Raw genomic sequence first — 15395 nt, forward strand, 5'->3', positions numbered from 1 at the left:
TAAAAATAAATGCATTTATATGTTACCATAATGAAGTCAGACAGAGAATTTTCTGAAAATGGCAGTTGACAACTTTTCATTTTCACTATATCATCCATAGTGCAATTGTCATATAAACACCTAAATTGTCAGAATATTTAAATTTGACACAATACACTGATTGAGGAGGGACTATTTTGAAAAATAGTTTAAGTATAAAAGAAACATTGGCTATTGGACTAATGCTTTTTGCATTATTCTTTGGCGCAGGAAATATGATTTTCCCGCCTGTTCTTGGACAATATGCTGGTGAAAACGTATGGCTTGCCATCGGCGGATTCCTACTTACAGGCGTAGGTCTTCCACTATTAGGGGTTATTGCTGTCGCCCTTACAGGTACCGGAGCCAAAGGCCTTGCCGATAAAGCACACCCTAAATTCGGGACTATATTCACCGTGATTTTGTATTTATCCATTGGACCATTTTTCGCCATTCCGCGAACTGGTACGGTTTCGTATGAGATAGGATTAGCTCCATTTCTCTCAGGTGCCCAATCCACTTCATGGGTACCACTATTCATCTTTACCGTAGTGTTTTTCACTATTTCATACTTGCTTGCGTTAAATCCTTCAAAGCTGGTTGATCGTATTGGTAAAATTTTGACACCGATCTTATTAACTGTTATTGCCATTATTGTCATTAAAGCCATTGCTACGCCAATGGGAATGATCGGTGCTCCAGATAAAACATATGAGGCAAATCCGCTTTTCACTGGATTTTTAGAAGGCTATAAAACAATGGATGCACTTGCTTCTATCGTATTTGGAATCGTCGTGGTGACAGCTGTTAAGGACAGAGGCATCACAGAGCGAAAATCTCTTGCAGCAGCTTGTATTAAGGCAGGACTCGTAGCAGCTGTTGGACTGGCACTCGTGTACATTTCACTCGCTTATGTGGGTGCTTCAAGCCCCGATGCCACGGGAATGGTTGGAGCAAATGAAGGAGGAAAACTACTTTCACTTTCTGCCAACTTTTTATTCGGTTCTGCTGGTAACATTGTTCTTGGCGCAGCCATTTTATTCGCTTGTTTAACGACTAGTGTTGGACTTATTTCATCTTGTGGAGAATATTTTTCAAAGCTCTTCCCTAGCCTGTCTTATCGCACAGTCGTTCTAATCGTCTCTTTATTTAGTACACTGGTTGCAAACCTCGGACTCGCACAAATCATTTCTCTGTCGGTGCCTGTACTCGTAGCGATCTATCCACTGGCCATTGTCATTATTTTATTATCGTTCCTTGACCGCTGGATTAACGGCAGAAGAATCATTTATATTACTTCTCTCATCTTTACTGGTTTCTTTGCCATCATTGATGGATTATTAGCTGCCGAAGTGAATCTAGGCGGATTTCCTGGCATCTTGAAATCAATTGTTCCGTTTTACGATTTAGGCATTGGCTGGATCATACCAGCTATTATCGGTGCTTTGATTGGTGTACTTATTTCCATGTTTACCAGCCCACCAAAGCAACTTGCCTCATAATCATCGCAAATCAAAACATCCCCTTCCAAAGAAGAAGGGGATGTTTTTTTATTGTTCTTCATATACTAAAATAGAAAAATTCATGACTTTTGTACGAAAACACATGTTGACATCAGGCGTACATCATTTATAATTAGTGATTGTTAATGATGAACGGTTACCTAGCAACTAATTAACAGAATATTTCAACATAATAATGGAGGCTTTAAATGCAATGAAGGCAACTTTGTCGACGAAAGATACGGTTATCATAGGTTTTATGCTGTTTGCTCTATTCTTCGGCGCCGGTAATATGATTTATCCACCAGAGCTTGGGCAATATGCTGGGCAAAATGTGTGGAAAGCAATGGGCGGATTTTTATTAACAGGTGTCGGTTTACCTCTTCTAGGGATTATTGCAATCGCTTTGACAGGTCGAGATGCGAAAGGATTAGCTGATAAAGCTCACCCAGCTTTTGGAACAGCGTTTACCGTCATTTTATATTTATCTATCGGGCCACTTTTCGCTATTCCTCGTACAGGAACGGTTTCATATGAAATTGGTGCACTACCCTTTTTAGCTGGTGTACCAGCTTGGCTCTCACTTTTTTTATTTACACTGGTCTTTTTTGGTATTACGTATTATCTTGCGCTAAATCCAACGAAAATTGTGGATCGTGTAGGGAAAGTGTTAACACCGATTAAATTTACGATCATTTTGATTATTATCGTCAAAGCCATTTTGACACCGATGGGCGTCATTGGCACACCTGATGTGTCCTATAGCAATGGATCATTTTTCAAAGGGTTTTTAGAAGGCTATAAAACCATGGACGCTCTTGCATCTATTGTGTTTGGGGTTGTTGTCATCAACGCCATTAAAGGACGTGGTGTAACAAGTAAAAAGGCACTCACTTCTGCTTGTATCAAAGCAGGTCTAATTGCAGCTTGCGGATTAACATTTGTTTATCTATCACTTGCTTATTTAGGTGCTTCAAGTACACACGCCATTGGTTTTGTTGGAGATGGTAGTAAAATCTTGGCTCAGTCTTCACAATTTCTTTTTGGCAGTTTAGGTAATATTGTGTTAGGCGCGGCGATTACGGTTGCCTGTTTAACCACAAGTATCGGTCTTGTGACATCGTGCGGAGAGTATTTCTCAAATTTATTACCTAAACTTTCTTATAAAATGGTCGTTACACTCGTCACATTATTCAGTTTTATCATTTCAAATTTTGGACTTGCTCATATTATCGCTTTTTCAGTACCTGTGTTAACTGCGATTTACCCGTTAGCAATTGTGATTATCGTTTTATCACTTGCTGACAAATGGCTTGGTCATAGAAGACCTGTGTATGTCCTTACTTTGATTTTAACTGGCTGCGTCAGTCTGTTTGACGGTTTAGCAGCGGCTAAACTGCCTATCGGTCCTGTGAAAGATCTCTTTCAAACGATCTTGCCGCTATATGACCTTGGCATTGGCTGGATTGTACCTGCCATACTCGGAATCGTGATTGGATTTGTTATCTCTCTATTCACTTCTTCTGCTTCAGAAGAACGCCAAAAACAAGTTTCATAACATGGAAAAAGCTGAAGTCCTAAAATGGACTTCAGCTTTTTTATTGATGCTGATATTCTTTTTCTTGCTGAGTTAAAAGCTTCTGGACGGCTCCAGGTGATGCTTTTTCGACAGCTGCTGCTGCCACTTCAAATGAATCGTTATAATCATAGGCATAAAATCTTCGTTCTGCCTCTTTTAATTGCTCTGAAAGAATGTGGTTTTGACTTCTAAACCGGTTGCCGTATTGTATAATCCGTTCAATTTGATCCACTTTACGAAGCATGTCATGTGTTTCATCAACGACATGTCTGACTGTTTCAGAGGCTTCTTTTAATTGCTGGTTCACTGCTAGCATATTCAGCGGCAAATTCTCTAACTGCTCCTGCACTTGCTGAATCATCTCCTGCGCTTTTTCAGCACGGTCTTTGATGTCAGCAGGTACACCTGGAATGTTGCTTTTGTGCAGCTGGCGCACTGTATCTGTCAGCATGGTTTTAAGTTCAGCCAATGTTTCTCTTGCCTGTAATTCTTCTTTTCGTAACGATTGAAGGTGATCTTTAAACGCTTCATGAAGCGTTTTGGCATCCTCAATAAAGGTCTCAAGCTGATTGATTTCATCCATTAATAATGTGTATGCGACATGGTCACGATCAAGTTTCTCTCGTATTTGCTTCATGAGCTTTTCAATTTCTTCTAATCGTTTTTCGAATGCTTTCTGCTGATCCAGCTCTCCCGCTGTCAGCTTATAGCTTTCTTTCACAAGAGCCGTTTCTGCCTTTGTCTGCGTGTGGTCTTGTTCAAGTTTTTCAAATGCTTCGGTCAGCTCAGGCATTTTGCTCTTGATTTCCTGACCTGCTTCTACTTCTGCTTCTAGCTGATCATACAGCGTCTGAATCGCATCATCAATCATTTGCAGAATGCTTGATGCTTCATCTAAGTTGAGTTCATCAATCAGCAGTTTCTCCGCCCGGGTCAGCTGTTTATTCAAGTTATCCAGCTCTTTTGTGATCTGGATGTGCTCTAGTTTGTAGCCTTTGTCTGTCATTTCTTTATAACCGTCTTTCAGCTTCGTCAGCTGACCTGGCACAGTTTGTTTGCAGTCTGCGATGAGCTTCGGTACATCATTGATATATAATTGCAGCTGATCGAGTCTGCGGTCTTGCTCAAGCAAAATTTTCCTTGCTGTCATGTAGTTTCCGTTTTCTGTCTCTTCTTCATACTGCTTGATCCCTTCCCAGGCCTCGTCCAAGTCCTGCTCCATTTTGTCATAAAGGGTGCCATATAAATGGCTGTAAGCAAGTAGATTTTTTCGTACCGTTTGATATTGCTCTTTGACCTTCTCGATGTCTTTTCGGTTTTGCTCTTCACTTGTGACAAGGTCTGCAATCTCTTTTAAAATGTCTTCGATGTTTGAATCAGCAGCCGTGAGCAGATCTCCTATATGTGCAAGAACTTGCTTCGCTTTGGAGAATCGATATTTATCAGAATACTCCTCTGCATCATATAATAGCTCCTCTACCTTTGGAAGATGGGCTGTGACGATATCGTCCCACTCTGCACGCCATCTTTCAAAAAACTGCTCTGTTTCTCCGGTCATTTTTAAATGTTTGATTTTTGAAATTTCTTCTACAATTGATCTGTTTAAAATTTCAATTTTCCATGCTTCCAATCGGTCAATCTCTTTATATATATTTTTTCTGAGGAAATAACCGACTGAAAACAAAGCAAGCAAAATGACAATTAAACCGATGATAAACTCCATAATGAGCCCCCTTGTTGTGATCTAAGTGATGTCAGGGTAGTGTCCCGAGTAGACCTGAGAACCCTTTCGTGTCCGCTTTGCATTTGTTTTTTATAAGCAGGATTGTATTTTGCCAATACGATCCATTCACGGTTTTATGTATGTTTTTTCAAGAAAGTCATTCAGGCTTTCTATCATTTGATCACATGTATTGATGTGACCTGTTTTTATGTATGCGGAAGCTGTCGTTTTCATTGTTATTATGATACCATGTAACCAGCATTTTTGGTCATGATTTTTCATTATTTTCGCTGATAAACATGACGTTTTTCAAAATATCGACAAGAGGTGACGACATGTTGAAACAAGATGCACATTTACATACGCCATTTTGCCCGCACGGTACGCTTGATCCTTTTCATTCTTATATTGAAAAAGCAATGAAAAAGGGATTTGATTCCATCACCTTTACCGAGCATGCCCCGCTGCCTCCTTCGTTTCGAGATCCAACGCCTGAGCAGGATAGTGCCATGAAGCTTCAAGACCTTGAAGCCTATTTGACGAAGCTGGATCAGCTGAAACAGGAATATAAAGGACAGTTAATAGTAAAAACTGGGCTTGAGGTCGACTATATCAAAGAGTATGAAGAGGAAACAAGTGCCTTTTTAGACTGCTACGGCCCTGAACTAGACGATAGCATTTTATCTGTTCACTTTCTTCCTGCTGGCAATGATTATATTTGTCTTGATTTTGATGAGCATGCTTTCGAGCAGCTGATCAGCATCTATGGCAGCATCGAACACGTCTATCAAAGCTACTATGACCAAATTCATTCTTCTATTCTATCATCTTTAGGTCCATATAAGCCAAAGAGAATCGGTCATATCACCCTTGTCCAGAAATTCAAACAGCTTTTTCCATACGAAATGTCGCCAAAACTATGTCAAAGGGTTACCCTTTGTCTTGAAGAAACGGCAAAAAAAGGCATGTCCTTAGATTTTAATACATCAGGTCTTCGTAAAACATATGCCAGAAGTATCTATTTAGATCAATGGATGATTGATCTTGCAAAACAGAAAAAAATTCCGCTCATATTCGGGTCTGATGCCCATCAAGCGGAAGATCTCGGGTATGCGTATGATCAATTTGAAGACATCATGAGTTTCAGGTGAGAATCAAGTGCGGGTTCATTTGGTTCTAATAAATGATGAAGCGACCGGCTCAGTTCCTTATAGTACGTTTGATAAAAGTAAGGCTCGTTTGGGTTGATATAAAGCACCTCTGTTAAATATTGCGGCTGCAAATATGGCATCATCAGAAGTGATTTTAGCTGGATCATAAATGATGAGAGGGACAGCTGCTTACAAATCACATGGGTGCTTTTTCCTTTTTCAATGATGAGCTGAAACAAGTATTTTTCCTTTGTTAAATAGGTGGACATGATTTCCCTGATCAGCGTTGAATCAATGGTCACCTCTCGATAAACGAAACGGGTTAATTGACGGTTTTCATGCTGATAAGATAAAATATCAAAAACCACATGAAGTAAACATTCTTTTGCATGACGGGTTTCCATGTGCTGGATGTGCGATTCAATCATCTGAATATAGCCTTCATAAAAATCGGATACGAGCTGCTCGAGCAGCCCTCCTTTTCCTTGAAAGTAATAAGATATATGGGCAACGTTGACGTTTGCTTCCTTCGCAATCTCACGGACAGAGGTTCCAGAAAATCCTTTTTGGTTAAAAAGTCTGATGGCAGCTTCAATAATACGGTCTTTTGTTTGCACGGTTGTTGATGTTTTCATCCGCTCACCCCTCTTCATGTGTACATACTTCAAGGTGAAGGCGGAAGTTCCTTTAATCATTGCTCGACAAATCCCACATGAGAAGCGCAAGTTATGTATTTTTGAGATAGAAAGTAGGAGATTTTCATGTTTCATGTCGAAAAACAGTCTGGCGATCCATCGAAAGACTATCAATTACTCATCAAGCAAGTAGAAGCGATTACGGATGGTGAACCTGATCTCATTGCCAACCTAGCCAATGCTGCGGCGCTACTTTATCACTCGCTTCCTGAGGTCAATTGGGCAGGATTTTATTTAGCAAAAGGCGGAGAGCTTGTGCTTGGTCCATTCAACGGACTGCCCGCATGTGTACGCATTCCTTCTGGAAAAGGGGTTTGTGGTACAGCATTTGCGACAGGTGATGTACAGCGTATCGCTGATGTGCATGCATTCCCTGGTCATATTGCATGTGATGCCGCATCGCAGTCTGAAATCGTGATCCCTCTTAAAGTAAATGGACAAATCATTGGGGTACTCGACATTGACAGTCCAGTGAAAGATCGTTTCAATGAAATAGATGAAACGTACTTAGTTCAATTTACAGAGGTTGTCCAAAATGCGTTATCAGCCTCTACTGATGCGTCATGATGCTTGAAAAGCAGACAATGTGTCTGCTTTTTTATTTTGCTTTCTTCCCGGATGAATGCCGACCACGTTTGACATTCTCCTCTTTAAATAGGTTGACTTCTCCTATCTGGCGTCATATAATAGAGTTTGTGTGAAATATGGCAGCCTTTTTGTTCGGCTTTTTTGTATCATTTTGTTCCTTCTATATGGAGGTGCATCTTGTAACTCCCTGCTGCTGGAGCGAGGATGCATGAAAACATAATGACGGAAAAGACAAAGAACAGACGGTTTTTATTTTTCACAAATAAAAACAATAAGGAGGAGTCACATTATGGCTCGCTATACAGGTCCAAGTTGGAAGATTTCCCGCCGTTTAGGCATTTCATTAAGCGGAACAGGTAAGGAACTTGAAAAACGCCCTTACGCTCCAGGCCCACATGGTCCAGGACAACGCAAAAAACTATCTGAATACGGTTTACAATTACAAGAGAAGCAAAAGCTTCGTCACATGTACGGTGTCAACGAACGTCAATTCCGTACACTATTTGATAGAGCTGCTAAACTTCCTGGTAAACAAGGTGAAAACTTCATGATCCTTCTTGAAACTCGCCTTGACAACCTAGTATACCGCCTTGGCCTTGCTCGTACGCGCCGCCAAGCTCGTCAGCTAGTAAACCATGGTCACATCCTTGTTGATGGAAGCCGTGTAGACATCCCATCTTTCTCTGTGAAACCAGGTCAAACGATTGCTCTTCGTGAGAAATCTCAAAACCTTGCAGTTGTGAAAGAATCAGTTGAAGTGAACAACTTCGTACCTGAATACCTTACTTTCGATGCTGAAAAGCTTGAAGGAACTTTCACTCGTCTTCCAGAGCGTTCTGAATTAGCGCCTGAAATCAGCGAACAACTAATCGTTGAGTTCTACTCTCGTTAATTTCATGACTCTCTCAGAGAGTGATCAAACAAACCCTAGAGACCTTGATTGTTCAAGGATTTCTAGGGTTTTTTGTTTGGTCTTTTGTACGATACTCTCTAGCTACAAATTTACACACAAGAAAATTAGAACACCGATTACTCTTTACTCTTTTTCGTTTTCCTCTTACAATTACATTTACTGGATAACTCACAACTTAAAACAATAATGTAAAGAACGTTAAGGAGGAAAGTAATTTGTCAATTATTTCATTTATGTTAGCACTTATGCTCATTTCAATTATTATCTATGCGATTTTGAGAAAGACAAAAGTTGTCGATGAAGCGCCTGGAGCTATCGCTGAAATTCTCCTCATTTTACTCATCTTTTTTTCGATTAGTTTTGTCATCATCATTCCAAGTTCTGTACTTTATGTTGTTTCATTAGGAGTGAATTTTCTTTTTGGAGAATATATTACCTATGCATCATTTCTTTCATTATTGACCTTCTGTCTATTCGTCAGTGGGATTGTTCTTTTTTGGTCGATCTTTTTAGTATTCATTGGTAAAGGAATTTCCTCTTTGCTAAGATTTCCTCAATGGTTCACGTTTATCTTTGAATTTCTACTCTCATGGATCGTTGTGCATTTCTCAATTAAGTTTGTACTTAATATGAACATAGTCAATATCTCCATTTGGGAGCACGGCACACTCATTTTATCTTTCTTTGTCAGCTTCTTATTTATTGGAATAGATCTCATATACTCAAGTATTGAACAACGAAAACAGCCGCTGGATGAACAAGCAAAAAGCTCCTAGAGATGATTCTAGGAGCTTTTGCTTGCCCAATTTGTGATGAGCTGCTCTGTTGTCAGGACAGTCGCAAATTCATCATGCAGTGTTGCAAGTGAAAGGCGATGGATCGTTTCTGGATCATAGTATGTACCGGTTTGATCTGCGAGTCCAAAGGCGGCTGTTGCATCCGACATGAGGTATGTCTCAAAGCCTAGGTTTCCACTCATTCTTGTTGTGGTAGATACGCAGTGCGGTGTTGTAAGTCCAGCAATCACAACAGTGTCGATCTCGTTTGATCTTAGTTGTTCCTCTAAGTTTGTACCTATAAAGCTACTGTTGACTTTCTTTTGTATGACCGTTTCTTCATCTAGCGGTTTGGCGATCTCTTTGAAGGAGTGCCCTTCATTTGCTGGATGAAATAAGGAGTGCGGCTGATCCGATGTATGCTGAATATGAATGACTGTCCAGCCTTTTTCTCTCCAAAACGTCAATAGACGACTGATATTCTTCTCTGCATCTAGGTTATTCCGTTCTCCCCATTTTTCGTGCTCGAATGCTTTCTGTACATCAACCATAATCAAAGCCTTTTGATGTTGTTGCACAAATCCCCACCTCCAAAGAATCTGAATCATTACTTGTAGTGTAAGGAATGGTGGTTGATTTGTACATGTTTTTATTTGGCTATGTACGATGTTTTGTCTGTTTTTGCAGTAAAAAGACAAACCACACACTGGCTATTAAGTAATAGATACCAATGATGGATGTACAATTAGATATGACTTCTGCCCATTGCACTGATTTGACGATTGCCATCCAGATCATATAGATAATCAGAAATGAACATGGGAAATAGAGAAAGTAGCCTAAGAAATATTGTTTGAGTTTTTGCGTCATCTTTTATCCTCCTAAAAACCTTCTGCAACACCTAGTAGACCCTATATAACCATGACATCAAAAAAGACAGCACAAATCGCTGTCTTTTTCATTTTTTAATTCGTATTCTGTCCTCCGCCATTCAATCCTTCTTTCACATAGCCCTTGACTTGGCTTGAGGTTAATAGACCGATATGTCCAACGCCGTGGATGAGGACGTTTCTCGCGCCAATTAAGCGTGAGAGGCTGTTGACGACAATGAGATCGGCTGAGCTATAGACAGATGTGTAAAGAATTTTTTGATTTGGATCGGTGCCTGGTAATGCTCTGAGTGATACGAGTCCATTCGCTCCACCAAGTGTGACGACGTTTTCAATTTTATCTCCGCCGTCTAGGTTTTTAATATAGTATAACGTGTTCGCACCACCCATACTATGAGCCACAATATCTACTTTTTTGGCGCCCGTTTTGGCTAGTACATCTTTCACGAATCTAGAGAGCCTCGGGCCATTGTTCAGGTTATTGCCTGTTTTGTCTATGAAATCGATTGCAAAAAGTTGGTTTTGATCCCAGCCCTGTGATACTAAGTATCGTTTGATCGAAGCAAAGTTATAAGACGCACCGCCCATACCATGCACCATCACAACCGGATTATGCGCAGCCGCTTTGACTTCTTTCGGCTGGATGAAGGCCATTGAACCTAGCACTAAGGCAAGGGCAACAAGAATTTGCAAACTCTTTTTCTTAAATCGAATCACTTTCATTCCCCCTTATTCATCTTATTCGACTCTATTTTATACAAGAAAAATATGTCAGAAAAGTGAACAAGGTAATGTTTTATGAGATGATTTTACAGCACAATACCTAATGAAAAAGCACCATGGTCTTTTTGAAACTAAAACAAAAAGACTACGAGCCACTCTATCTTTCATATATAATGTGAATAGACAAAAGGAGGTTCTACTAGATGCTATTTACTCAAACACCTGCACCACCTTACTATGCAGTGATTTTCACATCAAAACGAACGAATGTTGAGCAGAAAGAATACGCTGCTGCTGCTCAAAAAATGGAACAATTAGCGAAAGAACTAGACGGGTTTCTTGGAATAGAAAGTGCACGAGATGAACATGGTGTTGGAATCACTGTCTCTTACTGGGATTCATTAGCAGCCATCAAAGAATGGAAAGCACATACAGCACATCAGCGTGTTCAAAAAAAAGGAAAAAAAGATTGGTATGAATCCTATACAACCCGAATTTGCAAGGTAGAACATGCTTATACAAACGAAGATTCACTTCTTGAATAAGAAACAGACAAATGAGAGAAAACCGCTCTGTAAAAGCTTAATTCCTACTTCTGAATAAAAAAGAAAAGCACCTCAATGTATATGAACATTTGAGGTGCTTTTCATGATACTTACTGTTTCATAAGGATTTATTTATACGTTACAAGGAAGTATTTCTTTTTCCCTCTTCTTAAGACCGTAAATTGGTTTTCAATTCGGTCTTCATCTGAAAGAACATAGTCTTTGTCGGTTTGTCTCTCTCCGTTGATGTAGACGGCACCGTTTGTAATATCTTCACGTGCTTGACGTTTTGATGGAGACAGTTTTGATTCGACAAGAACATCAACAAGTGTTAATTCTTCTCCACTGTCTTTCTCCATTGATGGCACATCTTTAAAGCCTACTTTCACTTCTTCTGCTGTAAGAGATTTGATCTCGCCTTTAAATAGCGCATTTGAGATGTTGACAGCCTGTTCTAGTGATTCACGGCCATGCACAAGTGTTGTGACTTCTTCTGCCAAACGGCGCTGTGCTTCACGCTTTTCAGGTGCTGTTTGCATTTTTTCTTCGTACGATGCGATCTCTTCTTTTGATAGGAACGTAAAGTATTTTAAGTATTTCACGACATCACGGTCATCTGTGTTAATCCAGAATTGGTAGAATTCATATGGTGATGTTTTTTCTTTATCTAACCAGATGGCACCACCTTCTGTTTTCCCAAACTTTGTGCCGTCTGCTTTTGTCACAAGCGGCATGGTGAGACCGAATGCTTTTGCGCCTTCTGCTTCAGACTTACGGATCAACTCAAGTCCAGATGTGATATTTCCCCACTGGTCACTTCCGCCGATTTGCAGCTTACAGTTTTCATTTCTGTAAAGGTTCAAGAAGTCTAACGATTGCAGAATCACGTAGCTGAATTCTGTGTACGAAATCCCTGTTTCAATACGGGAGCTGACGATATCTTTTGCGAGCATGAAGTTGACACCGAAGTTCTTTCCAATATCACGAAGGAACGTGATGACATTCATTTGACTGATCCAGTCATAGTTATTGACGATAACAGCTGGGTTGTCACCTGCTTCAAAATCAAGGAATTGAGAGAGCTGGCCTTTGATTTTCTCTGACCACTGTTCGACGATTTCTGCTGGGTTTAGTGAACGTTCTGCTTTTTTGAAACTTGGGTCACCAATCAGTCCAGTTGCGCCGCCAACAAGTGCAATCGGATGATGACCTGCTTCTTGGAATCTGCGCAATGTTAAAATTGGGAGTAAGTGACCAATGTGCAAGCTGTCAGCTGTTGGATCAAAGCCGGAGTATAGCTTGATTTTTTCTTCTGCTAATAATTTTGTTAAACCTTCTTCATCTGTTTGCTGCTGAATTAATCCTCTGAACGATAAATCTTCCATCAATTGACTCATATCCAAATCTCCTTTTTTTACAATTCAACATAAAAAACGCCCCTTCGAATGAACGAAGGGACGATATATATCGCGGTACCACCCTGCTTAAAAGACAAAACAACACGTCTTTTCACTTACACTGATAACGGACAGATCCGTTCTTTCACTAATCAGATAGCATATGCTCCTTTTCGTAAAAGCGGTTCGTGAGGGTAATTCGAATATCTCTGTGTACTGACTCGCACCAGCCGTCAGCTCTCTTGGACAGGGAAAGATGATTCTACTGAATCTCAGTCAAAACCTTTTCATATTCAACTAAAGTCATTTTTAACATACTTTTGATATCAAGTCAACTGACGGAAGTGATTAATCTTCCATTGTCGAGAGATCGCCAGCAGGTAAATTCAGTTCCCACGCTTTTAGCACACGTCTCATAATTTTACCGCTGCGTGTTTTTGGCAGTTTGTCTTTAAACTCAATTTCTCTCGGTGCTGCATGTGCAGCGAGTCCTTTTTTCACAAACGTACGAATCTCTTCTTTCAGCTCATCTGTCGGTTCATATCCGCTTCTAAGCGCTATAAATGCTTTAATAATTTCACCGCGCACAGGATCTGGTTTTCCGATGACACCAGCCTCTGCAATGGCCGGATGTTCCACCAGTTTACTTTCTACCTCAAATGGACCGACCCGCTCTCCTGACGTCATAATGACATCGTCGACACGTCCCTGGAACCAGAAGTATCCGTCTTCATCCATATAAGCTGAATCTCCTGAAACATACCAATCTCCCGGCATAAAGTAAGATTCATATTTTTCAGGATTGTTCCAGATCGTATGCATCATAGATGGCCAGCCTTTTTTGATGGCAAGGTTCCCCATCCGGTATGGCGGAAGTTCATTTCCGGCATTATCCACAATCGCAGCTTCAACGCCTGGAATTGGTTTCCCCATCGAACCTGGTTTGATATCCATGCATGGATAGTTACAAATCAGCTGTGCACCTGTTTCTGTCATCCACCAAGTGTCATGAATTCGTTTACCGAATACAGCGTCTCCCCAGCGGATCACTTCTGGATTAAGTGGCTCTCCTACACTTAACACATGACGGAGTGAGCTGAGATCATATTTTTGAATGAGATCGTCTCCTGCTCCCATCAACATTCTGAAGGCTGTCGGTGCACTGTACCAAACGGTCACACCAAGCGATTCAATGGTTTCGTACCACGTATCAGGGTTGAACCGGCCGCCTAAAATGACATTCGTCGCTCCATTCAGCCACGGAGAAAAAATACCGTACACCGTTCCTGTTACCCAGCCTGGATCAGCTGTACACCAGTAGACATCTTCTTCTTTCAAATCAAGTACCCATTTACCCGTCTGGCCTTGCTGCACCATTGCGCCATGAACATGGAGCACACCTTTTGGCGTACCAGTGGACCCTGACGTGTAATGAAGCAGGTATCCATCTTTTTCATCCATCCACTCAATTTCAAGTTCCTTCGCTGCCTGCTCAAATGCTTCTTCAAAGTGAATTGTCCGCACACCATCTGCATCCTCTTTTTCACCACCGACAATGATGACGGATTCAAGCTTTGGAAGTTCTGCAAACGGAATCCGCTCAAGCAGATCAGGCGTTGTCACAATCACTTTTGCCTCACTATTTTCTAAACGATCTTTGACGGCACCTTCCATAAATGCCTCAAATAACGGACCGACGATCGCACCAATTTTGACAGCACCAAGCAGTAGAAAATAGAGCTCAGGTGATCTTGGCATAAAGATAAACACGCGATCCCCTTTTTGCACATGTGCCTGTTCTCTTAATAGATTTCCTGCTTTGTTTGTCTTGATTTTCATATCCCTGAACGTATACTTTTCATCCCGCTGTGAATCTTTGTAGTGAAGCGCCACCTTGTTTTTACGAAACGAGTCCGCATGTCTGTCAATCGCTTCATAAGCTGCATTTACTTTTCCTGTTTCATACCAAGAGAAATTTTTTCTCGCTTCCTCCCATGAAAATTCTTTGTATGCTTGCTCATAATCATTTAAATGATAGTCCCCTTTTACTGATGGTAGCGTTTCCACTTTCATCAAACAGTCCCCCTTTGCATACGTTTACAATGACCATTATAGTATAGATGACTTTTTTTCTCAATTTTTAAAAAACTTCCGATGAAACCGTTTTAATTATTGCAAGATTTAAGATAGAATAGAGACGACTCACTAGAATTTGAGGCGGTGGATACGTGGAGCATCCTAAAACTTATTATTCAAAAACCATTAAGCGAGAAACAGGCACCATCCTGATTGAAGGACCGGTACCTGCATCAGAGCTTGCGAACTATACGTTTCATGAAGGACTAACGGCATTTCGCACGCCTGAGGAACAGAAACAAGCACTTGTTGAAATAGCAGATCTTCCTGAAGGACGTATTATCATTGCTAGGGTGGATGAGCTTGTCGTAGGCTATGTCACGTATTTGTACCCTGATCCGCTTGAACGCTGGTCAGAAGGCAACATGGACAATTTAATTGAGCTCGGTGCCATTGAAGTCGCTCCTCCATTCAGAGGCTGTTCACTTGGCAAGCATTTACTGGATGTGAGCATGATGGATGAGCAAATGGAGAATTACATTATCATTACAACCGAATATTACTGGCATTGGGATTTAAAGGGGACGAAGAAAAACGTGTGGGAGTACCGCAAAATGATGGAGAAAATGATGAACGCCGGCGGTCTTGTCTGGTTTGCAACAGACGAGCCAGAGATTAGCTCACATCCAGCCAATTGTTTAATGGCACGGATCGGAAAAAATGTGAGTCCTGATTCGATCGAGCGTTTCGATCGTCTTCGCTTCCATCAGCGCTTTATGTATTAACGTTCAATTCGTTTTTTGGCAAAGGGGATTGGTA

At 40.8% G+C, this 15395-nt stretch carries 15 protein-coding genes and 1 other annotated feature; of the genes, 8 read left to right on the forward strand and 7 right to left on the reverse strand.

Annotated elements, in window-relative coordinates; genetic code table 11:
• Window positions 1–176: 176 nt before the first annotated feature.
• The gene (brnQ, locus tag FXF70_RS08995; protein ID WP_148780125.1) at window positions 177–1520 is read left to right on the forward strand and encodes a branched-chain amino acid transport system II carrier protein; all 1344 of its coding nucleotides are present in this window, start codon (window positions 177–179) and stop codon (window positions 1518–1520) included.
• 214 nt (window positions 1521–1734) lie between these two features.
• Window positions 1735–3078 carry a branched-chain amino acid transport system II carrier protein gene (brnQ, locus tag FXF70_RS09000; RefSeq protein WP_148780126.1) on the forward strand — a complete coding sequence of 448 codons (1344 nt, stop codon included), beginning with the start codon at window positions 1735–1737 and terminating at the stop codon, window positions 3076–3078.
• A gap of 40 nt (window positions 3079–3118) precedes the next feature.
• Here the strand turns inward: brnQ (FXF70_RS09000) and ezrA are convergent, their stop codons facing one another.
• Window positions 3119–4822: a septation ring formation regulator EzrA gene (gene ezrA / locus FXF70_RS09005; RefSeq protein ID WP_148780127.1), complete on the reverse strand. Its 1704-nt coding sequence runs from the start codon at window positions 4820–4822 to the stop codon at window positions 3119–3121.
• A gap of 335 nt (window positions 4823–5157) precedes the next feature.
• On the opposite strand from ezrA, the gene hisJ reads away from it, so the two are divergent.
• Entirely contained in the window at window positions 5158–5973 is an 816-nt protein-coding gene (hisJ, locus tag FXF70_RS09010; RefSeq protein ID WP_148780128.1) for a histidinol-phosphatase HisJ, read from the forward strand.
• On the opposite strand, the gene refZ is transcribed toward hisJ, so the two are convergent.
• Window positions 5943–6608, reverse strand: coding sequence for a forespore capture DNA-binding protein RefZ (gene refZ, locus FXF70_RS09015; protein WP_041092572.1), 666 nt, complete (start codon window positions 6606–6608; stop codon window positions 5943–5945). The genes hisJ and refZ overlap by 31 nt on opposite strands.
• 126 nt (window positions 6609–6734) lie before the next feature.
• Between refZ and FXF70_RS09020 the strand changes: the two genes are divergently transcribed.
• The 3 genes from FXF70_RS09020 (at window position 6735) to FXF70_RS09030 (ending at window position 8945) form a co-directional block, all read left to right on the forward strand.
• Window positions 6735–7235, forward strand: coding sequence for a GAF domain-containing protein (locus FXF70_RS09020; protein WP_046344223.1), 501 nt, complete (start codon window positions 6735–6737; stop codon window positions 7233–7235).
• Window positions 7236–7545: 310 nt separating this feature from the next.
• The gene (rpsD, locus tag FXF70_RS09025) at window positions 7546–8148 is read left to right on the forward strand and encodes a 30S ribosomal protein S4 (protein WP_007501777.1); all 603 of its coding nucleotides are present in this window, start codon (window positions 7546–7548) and stop codon (window positions 8146–8148) included.
• A 236-nt stretch (window positions 8149–8384) separates the two neighbouring features.
• Complete coding sequence (locus tag FXF70_RS09030; protein WP_148780129.1) at window positions 8385–8945, forward strand: hypothetical protein; 561 nt, start codon at window positions 8385–8387, stop codon at window positions 8943–8945.
• A gap of 8 nt (window positions 8946–8953) precedes the next feature.
• Here the strand turns inward: FXF70_RS09030 and FXF70_RS09035 are convergent, their stop codons facing one another.
• The 3 genes from FXF70_RS09035 to FXF70_RS09045 form a co-directional block, all read right to left on the reverse strand.
• Entirely contained in the window at window positions 8954–9553 is a 600-nt protein-coding gene (locus FXF70_RS09035; protein ID WP_089374141.1) for a cysteine hydrolase family protein, read from the reverse strand.
• A gap of 49 nt (window positions 9554–9602) precedes the next feature.
• Window positions 9603–9815, reverse strand: a complete 213-nt coding sequence (locus FXF70_RS09040) for a hypothetical protein (RefSeq protein WP_035702043.1) — start codon at window positions 9813–9815, stop codon at window positions 9603–9605.
• Between the two features lie 95 nt (window positions 9816–9910).
• Window positions 9911–10489, reverse strand: a complete 579-nt coding sequence (locus tag FXF70_RS09045; protein WP_370648336.1) for an esterase/lipase family protein — start codon at window positions 10487–10489, stop codon at window positions 9911–9913.
• A 272-nt stretch (window positions 10490–10761) separates the two neighbouring features.
• Between FXF70_RS09045 and FXF70_RS09050 the strand changes: the two genes are divergently transcribed.
• Window positions 10762–11103 carry an antibiotic biosynthesis monooxygenase family protein gene (locus FXF70_RS09050; protein WP_007501790.1) on the forward strand — a complete coding sequence of 114 codons (342 nt, stop codon included), beginning with the start codon at window positions 10762–10764 and terminating at the stop codon, window positions 11101–11103.
• A gap of 128 nt (window positions 11104–11231) precedes the next feature.
• Here FXF70_RS09050 and tyrS read toward each other — a convergent pair whose 3' ends face one another.
• Window positions 11232–12500, reverse strand: coding sequence for a tyrosine--tRNA ligase (tyrS, locus tag FXF70_RS09055; RefSeq protein ID WP_148780130.1), 1269 nt, complete (start codon window positions 12498–12500; stop codon window positions 11232–11234).
• Window positions 12501–12553: 53 nt separating this feature from the next.
• Window positions 12554–12789, reverse strand: a binding site (T-box leader).
• 59 nt (window positions 12790–12848) lie between these two features.
• The gene (gene acsA / locus FXF70_RS09060; RefSeq protein ID WP_017367863.1) at window positions 12849–14573 is read right to left on the reverse strand and encodes an acetate--CoA ligase; all 1725 of its coding nucleotides are present in this window, start codon (window positions 14571–14573) and stop codon (window positions 12849–12851) included.
• 155 nt (window positions 14574–14728) lie between these two features.
• On the opposite strand from acsA, the gene FXF70_RS09065 reads away from it, so the two are divergent.
• The gene (locus tag FXF70_RS09065) at window positions 14729–15361 is read left to right on the forward strand and encodes a GNAT family N-acetyltransferase (RefSeq protein WP_046344236.1); all 633 of its coding nucleotides are present in this window, start codon (window positions 14729–14731) and stop codon (window positions 15359–15361) included.
• The last annotated feature ends 34 nt before the right edge of the window (window positions 15362–15395 follow it).

The organism is Bacillus sp. Y3 (assembly GCF_008123875.1).
GTDB classification, from domain to species: Bacteria; Bacillota; Bacilli; order Bacillales; family Bacillaceae; genus Bacillus; species Bacillus altitudinis.

Excerpts from the sequence above, each read along its gene's own strand:
- FXF70_RS09020 (WP_046344223.1), top strand. The coding sequence starts at position 6,735 with ATGTTTCATGTCGAAAAACAGTCTGGCGATCCATCGAAAGACTATCAA.
- FXF70_RS09040 (WP_035702043.1), bottom strand. The coding sequence starts at position 9,815 with ATGACGCAAAAACTCAAACAATATTTCTTAGGCTACTTTCTCTATTTC.
- rpsD (WP_007501777.1), top strand. The coding sequence starts at position 7,546 with ATGGCTCGCTATACAGGTCCAAGTTGGAAGATTTCCCGCCGTTTAGGC.
- refZ (WP_041092572.1), bottom strand. The coding sequence starts at position 6,608 with ATGAAAACATCAACAACCGTGCAAACAAAAGACCGTATTATTGAAGCT.
- brnQ (WP_148780126.1), top strand. The coding sequence starts at position 1,735 with ATGAAGGCAACTTTGTCGACGAAAGATACGGTTATCATAGGTTTTATG.
- FXF70_RS09035 (WP_089374141.1), bottom strand. The coding sequence starts at position 9,553 with ATGATTCAGATTCTTTGGAGGTGGGGATTTGTGCAACAACATCAAAAG.
- acsA (WP_017367863.1), bottom strand. The coding sequence starts at position 14,573 with ATGAAAGTGGAAACGCTACCATCAGTAAAAGGGGACTATCATTTAAAT.
- FXF70_RS09050 (WP_007501790.1), top strand. The coding sequence starts at position 10,762 with ATGCTATTTACTCAAACACCTGCACCACCTTACTATGCAGTGATTTTC.
- tyrS (WP_148780130.1), bottom strand. The coding sequence starts at position 12,500 with ATGAGTCAATTGATGGAAGATTTATCGTTCAGAGGATTAATTCAGCAG.
- ezrA (WP_148780127.1), bottom strand. The coding sequence starts at position 4,822 with ATGGAGTTTATCATCGGTTTAATTGTCATTTTGCTTGCTTTGTTTTCA.
- FXF70_RS09045 (WP_370648336.1), bottom strand. The coding sequence starts at position 10,489 with ATGGCCTTCATCCAGCCGAAAGAAGTCAAAGCGGCTGCGCATAATCCG.
- hisJ (WP_148780128.1), top strand. The coding sequence starts at position 5,158 with ATGTTGAAACAAGATGCACATTTACATACGCCATTTTGCCCGCACGGT.